The following is a 14,819-nucleotide window of genomic DNA, read 5'->3' as shown; positions in this document are numbered from 1 at the left end:
GGTGCCAGCCATTGCACCGGCACCGCGCACGAGCGGACCGTGCGGTGACGAGGTCTCGCGCTTCTTTCAACTTCCACGGTACTATGGCAAGCGCGTGATCTGCATAAGCGATCATGCTCGCGGGTGGGATGTGCGTCTGCCCAGGAGCTGCCACTGATCTCACCGGGCTCGCCCGGTGGACCAGTCGGTCGCTCTAGCCTGAGCCCATGAGTGAGATGAAGCTGCAGGTGAAAAGCATTGCCATGGTGAATGTCGGCGGTCTGCCGCATGACTCCACCAGCTTTGTGGGGCGCCGACGTCAGATCTCCGAGGCGAAACGGTTGCTGTCCGCCTCCCGGCTGCTGACGTTCACCGGCCCCGGCGGGGTCGGCAAAACCCGCCTGGCCGTCCGTTTCGCGGATGCCAAGCGCCGTACCTTCCGTGACGGGGTGCGGTTCGTCGGTCTGGAGGAGCTGCGGGATCCCAAGCTGCTCGCCAACACGGTCGCCGACAAACTGGGTCTGCGCGATCAGTCATCCCGCTCGGCCACTGACACGGTCATCGACCACCTGCGGGGGTGTCATCTGCTGCTCGTGCTCGACAACTGCGAGCACCTCATCGACGACTGCGCAGTCTTCGTGGGCGCCCTCATCCGAGGCTGTCCGCACCTGCGGGTACTGGCGACAAGCCGGCAGTCGCTCGGGGTGTACGGCGAGACGACCCTGATTGTTCCCCCGCTGCAGGTGCCCGATCCGGAGAAGCGGTACTCGCTCGAGGCGCTGTCGCAGTTCGACTCGGTCCGCATGTTCACCGACCGGGCCGTGACGGCCTTTCCCGAATTCGAAGTAACGGACCGAAATCGCACGGTACTCGCGCGCCTGTGCTCCAGCCTGGACGGTATTCCGCTGGCGATCGAACTGGCTGCCGTGTTGTTGCGGGTGCTGTCGCTGGAGCAGATCGACGAACGATTGTCGGCGCGCTACCGCCTGCTCAGCAACGGCCCAAGAGACGCACCGTCACGCCAGCGGACACTGCGAGCGCTCATCGACTGGAGCTACGACTTGTGCTCCGCACGCGAGCAGACGGTCTGGGCCTGTGCGTCGGTCTTCGACGGCAGCTTCGATCTCGCCGCCGTCGAACAGGTCGCCGCCGGCGAGACGGTGGCAGCCGAGGAAGTACCCGAAGTCATCGACTCCCTCCTCGACAAGTCCATCCTGCTTCGCCAGGACTACAGCGGTACCGTCCGCTACCGGATGCTGGAAACCCTACGGGAATACGGCCAGGAACGGCTGATCGAGGCCGGGGAATACATCCCCACACGGTGCCGACACCGGGACTGGTATGTGGGCTTGGTTGAAAGCTTCGGCAGGGAATGGATCGGGCCGGGCCAGGAGGCCTGGATCGACCGGCTCCGGCGTGAACACCCCAACCTACGGGTCGCGCTCGACTTCTGCCTCACCCAGCCGGGCGAGGCTGCCGCCGCACTGTCCATGGTCACCCGGATCGACGACTACTGGACCATCCGCGGCTACTTCGCCGAGGCGCGTCACTGGCTCGACCAGGCACTGGCAGCAGAGCCCGAACCCACCCGGGAACGTTGTACGGCACTGCGAGTGGACGGCTATTACGCACTACTGCAAGGGGACATCGACGCGGGGATGTCACTCCTGGCCGAGGCCACCGAGCTCACCGAACAACGCGACTACCAGGTCGAAGGCGCCTGGGCCACGCTCTCCAAGGGGCTGGCGAGCCTCTTCTCCGGTGACCTGGAGAACGCGGCGCTGCTGTTCGAGAGCGCACTGTCGCGATTCCGGGCCGATCGAGAGCGCCGTGGCGAGCTGTTCGCCCTGTTCATCTTCGGCCTCGTCCTGAGCGTGAAGGGGGAGGTGAACCGGGCTCTGGCACTCCTCGACGAGTGCCTCACCCTGACGTCACAGCGCGGCGAACTCTTCTGGCGTTCGTACACCCTGTGGGCTCTCTGCTGGGCCGAAATGCTCAACGACCAGCTGGAACGGGCCGACACGGCGGGAAAGGAGGCACTGCGCAGCCACCGCCGGATGGACAACAAACTCGGGATGGCACTGGTCATGGACACTCTCGCCTGGGTAGCGGAGCGGCAGGGCCGGCATGCGCGGTCGGCCACGCTCTTCGGTACCGCCGCCACCGTCTGGAACGAGATCGGTGTCTCCCCGCCTTCTTCGTCTCCATGCGGACTGGCTCAGGACGAGCACATCACGCTGGCCCGGGCCGCCCTCGGCGACGACGGCTTCGAGGCGGCCTTCCAACAAGGCCGCCATCTCGCCGGGGCAAAAGCCATGGACTACGCCCTGGAAACCAAGCCCAAGGCCCCGTCACGCAGCAAGGCCACCGAATCGCCGCTCACCCGCAGGGAGCGGCAGGTCGCCGAACTGATCGCCGAGGGCATGTCCGACAAGGACATCGCGGCAACACTGGTCATCTCGCCTCGCACGGCCGAGACACACGTGCAACACATCCTGGTCAAGCTCGAATTCGCCTCCCGCGCACAGGTCGCCGCCTGGGCCACCGCACAGCAGTCCCGACCGCCGACCGCCGACCGCTGACCGCCGCGTCCGCACACCCCGCCGAGTCACCTTCCGGGTGCCAGGGGTGATTCGGCAGGAGTGGCATTGTGCCGCCTCTTCGATGGCACGCAGGCTCGCCAATGCCACCCGAGCACATCCGCCGAGCGAGCCAACGAACGACGGCCCTGCGCCTCGTGCAGTACTGTCGAAGCGATGCCGCCACTGACCATGCTGGACGAACCGGACCATGCCCGCGAGTTGTCCGGGGACAGCGTCCTGCGATCTGCCTAAGTGATCACGTCGGCGGGCTGTTCGTACGCGCTGTGGCGGGTGCTGCCACTGATCTCACCGGGCTCGCCCGGTGGACCAGTCGGTCGCTCTAGTCTGGACTCATGAGTGAGATGGAACTGCAGGCGAAGAGCATTGCCATGGTGAATGTCGGCGGTCTGCCGCATGACTCCACCAGCTTTGTGGGGCGCCAGCGTCAGATCTCCGAGGCGAATCGATTGCTGTCCGCCTCCCGGCTGCTGACGTTCACCGGCCCCGGCGGGGTCGGCAAAACCCGCCTGGCCGTCCGTTTCGCGGATGCCAAGCGCCGTACCTTCCGTGACGGGGTGCGGTTCGTCGGTCTGGAGGAGCTGCGGGATCCCAAGCTGCTCGCCAACACGGTCGCCGACAAACTGGGTCTGCGCGATCAGTCATCCCGCTCGGCCACTGACACGGTCATCGACCACCTGCGGGGGTGTCATCTGCTGCTCGTGCTCGACAACTGCGAGCACCTCATCGACGACTGCGCAGTCTTCGTGGGCGCCCTCATCCGAGGCTGTCCGCACCTGCGGGTACTGGCGACAAGCCGGCAGTCGCTCGGGGTGTACGGCGAGACGACCCTGATTGTTCCCCCGCTGCAGGTGCCCGATCCGGAGAAGCGGTACTCGCTCGAGGCGCTGTCGCAGTTCGACTCGGTCCGCATGTTCACCGACCGGGCCGTGACGGCCTTTCCCGAATTCGAAGTAACGGACCGAAATCGCACGGTACTCGCGCGCCTGTGCTCCAGCCTGGACGGTATTCCGCTGGCAATCGAACTGGCTGCCGCGTTGTTGCGGGTGCTGTCGCTGGAGCAGATCGACGAACGATTGTCGGCGCGCTACCGCCTGCTCAGCAACGGCCCAAGAGACGCACCGTCACGCCAGCGGACACTACGAGCGCTCATCGACTGGAGCTACGACTTGTGCTCCGCACGCGAGCAGATAGTCTGGGCCTGTGCGTCGGTCTTCGACGGCAGCTTCGATCTCGCCGCCGTCGAACAGGTCGCCGCCGGCGAGACGGTGACGGCCGAGGAAATGCCCGAAGTCATCGGCTCCCTCCTCGACAAGTCGATCCTGTTTCGCCAGGACTACAGCGGTACCGTCCGCTACCGGATGCTGGAAACCCTACGGGAATACGGCCAGGAACGGCTGATCGAGGCCGGGGAATACATCCCCGCGCGGCGCCGTCACCGAAACTGGTACACCGGCCTCACCGAACAGTTCGGCAGGGAATGGATCGGGCCGGGCCAGGAGGCCTGGATCGACCGGCTCCGGCGTGAACACCCTAACCTGCGGGTCGCGCTCGACTTCTGCCTCACGCAAGGCGAAGCCGCTACCGCACTGCCCCTGATCACCCGGATCGAGGACTACTGGACCATCCACGGCTACTTCACCGAGGCGCGTCACTGGCTCGACCAGGCACTGGCGGCAGCGCCCGAACCCACCCGGGAACGTTGTACGGCACTGTGCGTGGACGGCTGGTACGCGCTGGTGCAGGGGGATGTCGACGCGGGGATGTCACTCCTGGCCGAGGCCACCGAGCTCACCGAACAACGCGACTACCAGGTCGAAGGCGCCTTGGCCACCCTGATCAAGGGTATGGCAGGCTTCTTCACCGGTGACCTGGAGAACGCGGCGCTGCTGTTCGAGAGCGCACTGGCGAGGTTCCGGGCCGATCGAGAGCGCCGTGGCGAGCTGTTCGCCCTGTTCATCTTCGGCCTCGTCCTGAGCGTGAAGGGGGAGTTGGATCGGGGTCTGGCACTCCTCGACGAGTGCCTCACCCTGACGTCACAGCGCGGCGAACTCTTCTGGCGTTCGTACACCCTGTGGGCCGTCTGCTGGGCCGAAATGCTCAACGACCAGCTGGAACGGGCCGACACGGCGGGAAAGGAGTCGCTGCGCAGCCACCGGATGGGTGCCAAACCCCCCATCGCCTTGACGATGGGCGCCCTCGCCTGGGTGGCCGAGCGGCAGGGCAGGCATGTGCGATCGGCCACACTCTTCGGCATCGCCGCCACCGTCTGGAACGAGGTCGGCGGGTCAACGGACTTTTACGTCCCCATCGGCGCCGCTGACGACGAGCACATCGCCCTGGCTCGGGCCGCCCTCGGCGACGACGGCTTCGAGGCGGCCTTCCAACAAGGCCGCCATTTCTCCGGGGCAAAAGCCATGGACTACGCCCTGGAAACCAAGCCCAAGGCCCCGTCACGCAGCAACGACGCCGAGTCGCCGCTCACCTCAGCAGAGTCGCCGCTCACCCTCAGGGAGCGGCAGGTCGCCGAACTGATCGTCGAGGGCATGTCCGACAAGGAGATCGCGGCAACACTGGTCATCTCACGTCGCACCGCCGAGGCACATGTGCAGCACATCCTGGTCAAGCTCGGATTCGCCTCCCGCGCGCAGGTCGCCGCCTGGGCCACCGCACAGCAGTCCCGTCCGCCCACCGCCGACCACTGAACGCCGCGTCCGCACACCCCGCCGAGTCACTCGTTCATGCCGACGCGCCGATGCCACCCGAGCCCATCCGCCGAGCAAGCCAACGACTGCCCCGCGGCTCGCGCAGTACTACCGCCTGGCCTCAGAGATGCCGCCACTGACCGTGCTGGATCAACGTGACTCTGCCTGCGAGCTGTAACGGGGACAGCGGCCTGCTGTCCCCCGACACCGAGCCCCGGGGATCGACCTGTGGCACCACAACCCCATGCCCAATGGTGCAGCGGGGCGCAGGGCGAGCAGGTGATGCCCGACTACTGCCTCCGAGCACCGGAACGCTGGTCAAGAGGCGTCCGCGATGACTGGCTGACCGACTGAGGGCGGCGGATCGTGGCCTCATTCACCTGCTCGCCCGGCCCGGCCTGGCGACATCGCTGCCCGTCAGCCTGCCTGGGTGAAGGGATCCACCAGGCAGTCCAGCGGCGACGGGCGACTGGGTCCCGCATTTCGGGATTTCACCCTTGTTGGACATCAGGGATACGTCCCCAGAGCGAGAGCCGAATACGTATCCATGTAGGTAGTTCCATCGGCGCGCAGGTAATCGCGCAGGAGCAGGCTGAGTGACAGACCGGCAGGAAGCGATCGCCATGTACGCAAGGACACTCAGCCTCACGGCACAGACCGAGTGCGCTGCCACCACGCACCAGCCAGGTGCCGTCGCAGCCAGCACCTGGGACGGACGCGGAACGCCGACGCCGGTGCCTGTGGTCCGACAACCTCGCATTGACGAAGTCGATAACACCACGTGGACGCTGCCACACCGTCCGCAAGCGGCCGGCGCCGCCCGTAAGATCACCGCTGCGGTCCTCGACGACTGGCACGTGGACGAGGAGACGAGCGAGGTAGCGCTACTCGTCGTCTCCGAGCTGGTCACCAATGCCGTTACACACGCACAGGCCCCGCTCGCCCTCCATTTGATCCGCGAGCCCGACCAGCTGCAGTTGCGCGTCGAGGTCGTCGACGGTGGCCCCGCCATCCCCAAGGGCAGGCGGACAGCCTGCTGCGAGCCCGACGAACACGGACGCGGCTTGAACATCGTGGACGCCGTCGCCACTTCCCACGGCACCCGCGTCCACGCCCACGGCGCCACCCACTGGGCTTGCCTTCCGACGTGCACGTGAGTATTTCGGTGGTCGGTCGCCGAAGCCTGGCAGATTCGGATGATCCGGTGGGTGCGAGCCGTGGTCAGGTCGCGGGCACGACCGGGCGGTAAGGGCGCAATGTGCAGGGGTCGGCCGGCTGGTTTACTCGCCACCTGGACGTTCACTCGATGGTGGCGGTGCTTGTGGGAGTAGTCACCTGTGTTGTCGTCGGCCAATCGCACCGCGCTAGTGCTGTGGCGTGTTGTTCTTGCGAGGGTTCTGCTCAGCTCCCCTGGGGGAGGGGGCGTCAGGCTTTCACTAGCACACTGGCGAGGTCCGCCAGGGCGGCGTTGACTTGGCCGGGTCGAAGGCCGGGGGTCGATTTGGTGGGCTGAGTCGAGGCCGAGCCATTCCCGACGTTCTCCGTGCAGAGTCGCTGAGGGTTTCGAAGAGGTGGTCGTAGCCCCAGACGCCGCCGCAGTCCTCGGACGGACAGGCCCTGCGGCCGGTGAGGCAACGGGGGTAGGCGGTGCCTGGCTCGGGGGAGGTGATGTCCTCGGTGTGGATGTCGTGCTCCCAGTGTCGCCGAAATCGTAGGTATAGGGGAGGCAGACGCCGACGCCTGGGGCACCTGGTCGAGCCGCTTGGACGCGGCGCTGCGTATCTGCAAATCTGGGTCGGCGATGCCGTAGCAGCCCGGGGATTCGAAGTCCCCCACATGCGGTACCCCTCCCAGCCGAAGGATGCCTGGATGGTCTCGTGCAGCCGAACCAGGGTGCTGCGGGACGGGATCTCCAGGCGGCGCCAGATCGGGGGCTTTGAGCCTCGCAATGCGATCTTGACTGGTGGACCGTGGGCCCCGGTGCTGTCCGGCTGGTGGGCTTCGCGCGCCTGGTGTCCGCCACGGCGGTCAGTTTCCACGGAGTATGGGCCCCCACGAGGCCGGGGCGAGCGGCAGTTCGTGTGCGGCAGAACAAGAAAGCAACAGGGCCCCGCGCCGCTGGATTGAGAACACCTACTCCAACAGCACGAGGGCCTTGCGCGTTGCGGGCCTGACACCGTCAGGCGACCAGCGACCACGCTGCTGAAAAGGCTCGCTCGGCGACAAGCGGAATTCAGCATCAGGTGCTTGAGCCCATGCGACTTGAATCAGTATTTCCAGGGTCCGCAGAAATAGGGCCATTGAGGAGGTAGCTGATGAACGCACACTCGTATCCTGCGGATGTCCTTGTTCAGGTTGCGAGAAGCCGTAGTGTTCCGACCATAGGTGTATAGCTCCCCCGAAGTATTGTCATTGAACTGGTACTCAAGGTGAACAAATTGCTGTGAGCCAGCCCAAACCCATACCCAGCTCTGGGCGCCGTTGCCCGGGTTGTTGTCGTAGGCGGCCTGGGCACCCCAGTAGGATGTAGTTACTTGAGCCGCCGAAGCGGGGGATGCGAGGATGCCCCCACCTGTGATGGCTACTATCGCCGCGACAACAGCTGCTCGACCAAACCTTTTGAGTCTCATCCTGTCCTACTTTCTTGATGGTTGCCTGACAGGCGTCAGGGCGGGAAGGAGAGTCGTTACGCAGTCTGATATTGGCAGCCGCCACATCCCTCACCTGGCAGGGCTGCTCTTCTGTGCCCCATGCGGCACACAACTTTGCCTTTATGCCCTGCGAGGATTGGATGGGGTCAAGGGCAGCCTGCGAGTCTGGAGCGGGTCCTGTTTGCGGGCGAAGTCGGTGTCTCTACGCAATTAGCTACGTAAATCGCGTTGGTGACCCCCTTGTGCGTGTGGTGTGTCCGTGGGGGGTGGGTGGATGCGGGCATGTCTGATGAACTATGTGTTGGCGGGGCCGGGGGTGCGTCAACCGGGGCGGCTGACGGCGGCTGTGTACCGGGCCTCGGCACATCTGCACCGTGATGCCGGAGTGGCAGTGCGACGGCAGTTGCTGGCGCTGAACGCGGCCCGGCACGGGGACCGGCAGTTGTCGGCGAGGATCACCGCCTGCCGGTGGACGCGAGGTCGAGGCGAAGTGAGGAGTGGAGTGGGCCGGCGACCGGTTCCCAGGGCGAGCAGTCATTCGGGCGTCCCCGGGTTGGCCACTGCGACCAGGTGTACGCGGTGGCGACGACCGTGGTGGACGGCCGGCCCACCGCTGTCACCGCAGGATTTGATGGGATGGTCGGGGTCTGGGACCGGGCCACCGGGCAGCAAGTCGGCGTTCTGACCGGCGGTGACGGCAGGCTCTGGACGGTCAGTACCGTGCTGGTCAACGGTAGGCCCCACGCCGTGTACGGGTCTGGGACTTGACCACCCTGCAGCAGGTCGGCGAGCCCCTGACCGGCATCGAAGGCAAGGTGTGGGCGGTCGCCACAGCCGTCGTGGACGGCCGGGCCCACGCGATCACAGCCAGCTTCGATGCCACGGTGCGGGTGTGGGACCTGACCACCGGGCAGCAAGTCGGCGAGCTGGCCGAGCCCGACGGCCGGGTGTGTGCAGTGGTGAGCACGGTGGCCGAGGGACTGCCCCATGCCATCACCGGCGGCACAGACGGAACGGTGCGCATGTGGGACCTGTCCACCGGACAGCGGATTGGGCCGGAGTTAGAGGTCCTAAGAGAAGCTGTCGGTTATGTGACTGTCGGTCTGGTTGCTCGTTGGTTTGGTCGTGGGAGAGAGGGAGTCGCGTCCGTGGATCGTCTCGGACGAACTGTGGTCGCTCATCGAGCCGTTGCTGCCCAAGCCGGGACCTCAGCTAGTGGAGGGCAGGCCGCGGATACCGGCCCGGCAGGCCTTGTGCGGGATTCTGTTCGTGCTGCATACCGGCGTCCAGTGGGAGTACCTGCCCCAGGAGCTGGGCTTCGGCTCCGGCATGACGTGCTGGCGGTGCCTGGCCGCGTGGAACGAGACCGGCGTGTGGGAGGAGTTGCATCTCGTGCTGCTGAAGAAGCTGCGGGCCGCGAAGAAGCTGGACTGGTGCGGGCGGTGATCGACTCCTCCCACGTCCGGGCCGCTCGGCGCGGCCCCAAAGCGGGCCCAGCCCGGTCGACCGCGCAGTCCGGGCAGCAAGCACCACATCGTCACCGACGGGCAGGGCATCCCGCTCGCCGTGTCGCTGACCGGCGGGAACCGCAACGACGTCACGCAGTTGCTGCCCCTGCTCGACAAGATCCCACCGGTGCCCAGCGTCGTCGGCCGACCCAGACGCAGACCCGACGCGCTCCTCGCAGACCGCGGCTACGACCACGACAAGTACCGCCGCCTGCTCTCGGCCCGCGGCATCCGCCCGGTCATCGCCGAACGAGGACAGGAACACGGCAGCGGCCTGGGCATCTTCCGCTACGTAGTCGAGCGCACGATCGCCTGGCTGCAGGGCTTCCGCCGCCTGCGGATCCGCTGGGAACGACGCGACGACATCCACGAAGCCTTCCTCGGCCTCGCCACCTGCCTCATCACCCACCGCCACGCCCAAGCCGTTGACCAGCGCTAATGAAAAAGTCCGGCTGGAGTACTAAGGGCGTGCAGATCATTAACTCGCGGCTTTCTGTTCGGTGGTTCGTTGGTCTGGCATGAGCAGGTTGGAAGGGCAACGGGCCGTGCTGGCAGCCAAGTTCGGGGCGATTCTGCCGCACCTCGACGAGCGACAGCGTCGTCTGTTGATAGGGGCGGAAGCCCAGTCCCTCGGGCACGGCGGGATCAGAGCGGTCGCCCGTGCCGTCGGTGTTCGTGAGGCCACGGTCTCTGCGGGAATGCGAGAACTCGGCTCCGGAGAAGTGCCGTTGGGACGGGTCCGCCGGCCCGGCGCCGGCCGCAAACGCGTCGCCGACCTGAACCCAGCCGTCCGCAAGGCGCTTCTCGCACTGGTCGAGCCCGACGTCCGCGGAGACCCCATGTCGCCGCTGCGCTGGACCACCAAATCCACTCGCAAGCTCGCCGAACAGCTGACCCGGCAAGGCCACAGGATCTCCGCGGATACAGTTGGCGACCTCCTGCGCGAGGAGGGCTTCAGCCTGCAGAGCAACGCCAAGACCCTCGAAGGCAAGCAGTACCCCGACCGGGACGCACAGTTCCACTACCTCAACGAACAGGCCCGCAACCACCAGGACAGCGGGGCGCCGGTGATCAGTGTGGACACGAAAAAGAAGGAACTGGTCGGCCCTTTCAAGAACAACGGCCGTGAATGGGAGCCGACAGGCCAGCCGGTGCGGGGCGACACCCACGACTTCCCCGACCGCGAGCTGGGCAGAGCGGTGCCCTACGGCATCTACGACGTCGCCGCAAACACCGGCTGGGTCAACGTGGGCACCGACCACGACACCGCCGCCTTCGCCGTCGAATCCATCCGCCGCTGGTGGAACGGAGCCGGGCAGGCCGCCTATCCGACGGCCCGGCGGCTACTGATCACCGCCGATGCGGGCGGCTCCAACGGGTATCGCACCCGCACCTGGAAGACCGAACTCGCCCGGTTCGCAGCCGAGACCGGACTGGCAATCACCGTCTGCCACCTGCCTCCCGGAACATCGAAATGGAACCGGATCGAGCACCGGCTGTTCTCTCACATCACCATGAACTGGCGTGGAAGGCCCCAGACCAGCCACGAAGTCATCGTCGAAAGCATCGCCGCGACCACCACCAAGACCGGCCTGACAGTGCACGCCGAACTCGACACCAATCCGTACCCCACCGGCATCCAGGTCAGTGACGACGAGATCGCCGCCCTGCCGATCACCCGGCACCGCTTCCACGGCGACTGGAACTACACCCTCCACCCCCAGCATCCGCTGGACGCGACGGCGATCAACAGCACGTCAGACCAGGCTCCGGCGAACAGGCCACATCGCCTCACACCGCGTTCGCTGCAGGACCCCGAGCTGACCGGTATGACCCGCCAACAACTCAGCGAACTCATCAGCACCCTGACTCCCGCGCTGGAAATTCAACGCGAGCAAGTGCTCCGCACACGTCGCGGCCATGAGCGCCTGGTCGCACCCGGAACAGGCGCCAAAGCCAAGCTTACCTCAGCCGAACGGATCCTGGTCACCGTTCTCCACCTGCGCAAACTCGCCACCATGGACCTCCTCGGCCAACTCTTCGGAGTCACCGCGATGACCATCAGCCGCGCGAAACAGGAAGTCCACCCCCTCCTCGAAGCACACGGCCAGCCCATCAATGCCTCTACCGCCCGCCTCCGAACACCAGCCGACGTCGCCACGTTCCTCGCTTCCAACCCACCCAAACCGAGATCAAGAAGACGAGTTAATGATCTGCACGCCCTAAGCAGGGACGACTCTGCTGACACCGAGCCCGTATATGGAGTTTGGTTACGCGTGACCAGCGCGTATGTGACAGCGCTCATTTGCTGGTCTTGAGTCAATGCGGTGCGAACCTCCGCATCAACTCCGGCCAGACCACCGGGTCATGACCGGGGATGAGTTCGTAGCCACGCTGGTCGGCGATGACCTTGAGCCGGAGGATCGGCTCCACCGTCTGCTCCGGATCGACTCCGATGGAGGTGCCGACCGGACGCTCGTGCTCGATGTTCTCGGTGAGGTCGGCTGCGTCGAAGGCGAACACGAAGCCTCCGCCGTCCGCGAGGTCCACCACGAAGCTCTGGTGGCCTGGGGTGTGTCCGGCAGTGAGTACGGCCGTCACCCCAGGGGCGATCTCCACGTCTCCGTCGGCCCGTCGCCAGTCGATGTGGGGGTCGTCGAAGTCAACTCGGAAGATCGAGTTGTGTTCCACGTCGGGCTGCCCCGAGAGGCCGTAGGTGAGCTCCGCCCGCTGTACGTGTACTGGCACCCGGCCCGCGAAGTGCTTGAGCCCGCCGGCGTGGTCGGCGTGCAGATGGCTGACGGCCACCGCGTGGATGGCGTCTATCGCGACGCCGGCCGCATCGAGGGCCGCGTCCAGAGGTTCGCCGGGGACCGGCAAGATGGGGCGATAGTTGGGGGAGTTGTAAAAGCGCCGCCGGAGTGCCGGGTCCCGGATCAGTGCCGTGTTGAAGCCGGTGTCGAGCAGCAGCCAGCCGCCGTCACACTCCAGCAGCACCGCGGGTACGGGCTCGCGCAACCGCTCCTCGTACGGGGCGCCGTGCACCGAGACGGACTTGGGGAGTTCCTCCCAGCCGAGTAGCAGCGGCACGATCCGCCGCACGCCGCGGCGGTTCACACGAGGTACGGGTGGCGGTGTGCGCCGCATTGCAGGGGGTTCTCCTGACGAGTTGTTGTTGCTTTCGACGCAGTCCGATCCAGCTGGTGGCGCGCGAGCAGATCATGTGCCGAGATCGCATTCAGCCCGGACGGCATCGCCATGCTGCAAGGACTGACGGCTTTCCAGTTGCCGCACCCGTGCCGCGAGGCGTTTGTTGCGTTTCCAGCGCGTTCGTGAGCTCGGTCCGGAGCGTAGCCTGGCTGGCCCGCGTGATCCGCCTCTCCTCATCGGGAGTGTTGGCGGCGGCGTGTACTTGTTCCAGCAGGTCGCGGTGACGGTACAGGAAGCTGCGATCCACTCATGCGCCTGGACGATCATGGCGAATCCCTTACGTAGCACGGACGGGGGCTCTCCGGAGCCGACCACCGATGGCCGGCGGAGTGCAGAAGGGCGGGGGGAGCCAACTCTTCTGCGTGTAGCCCTCTGTGGGCATCCAGAGCCCTGAACGGCGGAACGAAGAGGAGCGGATGCTGCCTGTCCATACCGGGTTATGCCCGTCCGAGGTGACTCCCGCGGCAAGTTCCGACCGTCCTTTCCGAGATGCCCGCATTGCCGGATGAGGCTGGAGGGGAGAGGTAGGAGTACATCCCGGCGCGCCTCCGCGGCTACGGAGCGGGGCAGTAGACCTAGAACCAGCGCCAAAGGCGCGTTGGAGGCACCCGGTGGGAAGAACAGACACCGGCCTCTGTGATCATGGAGTTGCGACGCTGTGTGATCCCTGAGGAGGGCTGTGCCTGTTCTGCCGTCGTGGCTGACGGAGCCGCTGTGGGAGCAGTTCGCGGTACTGCTGCCCGCACGGCCGGAGTACCACCCGGACCATCCACAGGGCTGCCACTGGAGGCGCATCAGCGACCGGGGCGTCTTTGACAAGATGCTGCAACTGCTGCGCTTCGCCTGTTCTTACGCTTCGATCGCCGACACGACCTTCTCGGCCACCGCGATCCGCAGCCGTCGCGACGAGTGGATCCGCCTCGGCGTCTTCGCTCGCCTCAAGCAGATCGCGCTGGCCGCCTACGATCGGATGGTGGGACTGGTCCTGTACCGGATCGCTGTTCACGGCTGCATCACCAAGGCGCCCGGTGGTGGTGAGGTTGCGGGGCGTTCGCCGGTCGACCGGGGCAAGCAGAGCCTAAAACGCTCGGGCATGGTGGACGGCTACGGCATCCACCTCGGCCGCGTCCTGGCAGGGGCAAACCGCCACGACTCACCACTCCTGGCCCGACCCTGGACCTCTTGAACGGCCTTGGACCCCTACCCGAACCGATCACCGTCCACCTCGACGCCGGCTACGACAGCGACAACACCCGCACCCTGCTGGGCGCACGCCACCTGCACGGCCGCATCGCGCACAAGGGCGAGAAAGCCCTCATCCAGGCCAGCCAGCGGTGGCATGTCGAGCGGACCCATGCCCGGCAGAACGCCTTCCGCCGCTTCGCCCGCTGCCCGAGCGCCGCGCCACCGTCGTCGACGCCTTCTTCGATCTCGCCGACTCCATCATCACCGTCCGCAGCATGATCCGCCGGGCGTGGACCACGCACCGCTGGTGCGCCTGACCCCACCGTCGCCCCTGAAAAGCCAGCACCGAAACGCCCCGGCACCGGCTTCTGCGCGGCAGGCGCACAAGGGCATGCCGCGCGGGACCCGGTCAGCGGCGGGCCAACACCGCGACGTCACGGCCGAAGCCCACGACGAGCCGCCCGGCCGAAGCCAGGCTCACAGCATCCCGCAGAACAACGTAGGGAGCATGTTCAGCGGTTGCTTTCCAGGGCGAGGACGGTTTTGGCTGCTGTGGTGAGCCGGGTGTGGCTGCAGCGGGCTTTGCGGAAGATCCGTCAGGTCTTGAGTCGGGCCTTGCAGGGTTCGACGGGGTAGCGCAGCCGGGCGTGGGCTGTGTTCGACGACCTGTGGGTGGGGGTGGGTTCTTTTCCTGGGCGGCGTGGCACGGGGACGGCGAAGGTGCCGCCGGCCCCGAGGTAGTCGAGGTCGGCCAGGACCGGGACACCCAGCCGTCGGCAGGTGGTGACAGTACGGTGGATACGCGCGGCGGTGATGTCGTGGGTGCGGCCGGGCAGGAGCGGCGAGATTCATGAGATCTGGCCGTCCGCAGCGGTGATGACCTGGAGGTTCACGCCGTGTCGGCGGTGCTTTCCCGAGTGGTTGCCGCGGCCGTCGCCGACCCGGTCGCACTGCGCGAGGGTTTCGTCGACCAGTACATAC

The 14,819-nt window shown here is 66.4% G+C and carries 7 protein-coding genes and 3 pseudogenes; 6 read left to right on the top strand and 4 right to left on the bottom strand.

Annotated features, from left to right (window positions below; genetic code table 11):
* Window positions 1-206: 206 nt before the first annotated feature.
* The 3 genes from ACH4YL_RS37835 to ACH4YL_RS37825 all read left to right on the top strand — a co-directional run bounded on the left by ACH4YL_RS37835 (window position 207) and on the right by ACH4YL_RS37825 (window position 6,441).
* A complete protein-coding gene (locus tag ACH4YL_RS37835) occupies window positions 207-2,561 on the top strand; it encodes an ATP-binding protein (RefSeq protein WP_398512069.1) in 2,355 nt (784 codons plus the stop codon).
* A 353-nt stretch (window positions 2,562-2,914) separates the two neighbouring features.
* Entirely contained in the window at window positions 2,915-5,284 is a 2,370-nt protein-coding gene (locus ACH4YL_RS37830; RefSeq protein ID WP_398512068.1) for an ATP-binding protein, read from the top strand.
* A 596-nt stretch (window positions 5,285-5,880) separates the two neighbouring features.
* Entirely contained in the window at window positions 5,881-6,441 is a 561-nt protein-coding gene (locus ACH4YL_RS37825; protein WP_398512067.1) for an ATP-binding protein, read from the top strand.
* Between the two features lie 26 nt (window positions 6,442-6,467).
* Here ACH4YL_RS37825 and ACH4YL_RS37820 read toward each other — a convergent pair.
* Window positions 6,468-6,629: pseudogene (locus tag ACH4YL_RS37820) on the bottom strand (transposase family protein); the annotation flags it as partial.
* A 91-nt stretch (window positions 6,630-6,720) separates the two neighbouring features.
* The gene (locus tag ACH4YL_RS37815) at window positions 6,721-7,524 is read right to left on the bottom strand and encodes a plasmid pRiA4b ORF-3 family protein (RefSeq protein ID WP_398512066.1); all 804 of its coding nucleotides are present in this window, start codon (window positions 7,522-7,524) and stop codon (window positions 6,721-6,723) included.
* A 1,536-nt stretch (window positions 7,525-9,060) separates the two neighbouring features.
* Here ACH4YL_RS37815 and ACH4YL_RS37810 point away from each other — a divergent pair.
* Together ACH4YL_RS37810 and ACH4YL_RS37805 are read left to right on the top strand one after the other, a co-directional pair.
* A pseudogene (locus ACH4YL_RS37810) lies at window positions 9,061-9,882 on the top strand (IS5 family transposase).
* Window positions 9,883-9,961: 79 nt separating this feature from the next.
* Window positions 9,962-11,761: an ISAzo13 family transposase gene (locus ACH4YL_RS37805; protein WP_398512065.1), complete on the top strand. Its 1,800-nt coding sequence runs from the start codon at window positions 9,962-9,964 to the stop codon at window positions 11,759-11,761.
* 1 nt (window position 11,762) lies between these two features.
* On the opposite strand, the gene ACH4YL_RS37800 is transcribed toward ACH4YL_RS37805, so the two are convergent.
* Entirely contained in the window at window positions 11,763-12,590 is an 828-nt protein-coding gene (locus tag ACH4YL_RS37800) for an N-acyl homoserine lactonase family protein (RefSeq protein ID WP_398512064.1), read from the bottom strand.
* Window positions 12,591-13,332: 742 nt separating this feature from the next.
* Here ACH4YL_RS37800 and ACH4YL_RS37795 point away from each other — a divergent pair.
* Window positions 13,333-14,155: pseudogene (locus ACH4YL_RS37795) on the top strand (IS5 family transposase).
* A gap of 279 nt (window positions 14,156-14,434) precedes the next feature.
* Here ACH4YL_RS37795 and ACH4YL_RS37790 read toward each other — a convergent pair.
* On the bottom strand, window positions 14,435-14,674 hold the full coding sequence (locus tag ACH4YL_RS37790; RefSeq protein WP_398512085.1) for a transposase family protein: 240 nt from the start codon (window positions 14,672-14,674) through the stop codon (window positions 14,435-14,437).
* Window positions 14,675-14,819 lie beyond the last annotated feature (145 nt).

It is taken from the genome of Streptomyces sp. NPDC020681 (assembly GCF_044334895.1).
In the GTDB taxonomy this organism is placed as follows: domain Bacteria; phylum Actinomycetota; class Actinomycetes; order Streptomycetales; family Streptomycetaceae; genus Streptomyces.
This window is presented reverse-complemented; position numbering and strand designations above follow the sequence as displayed.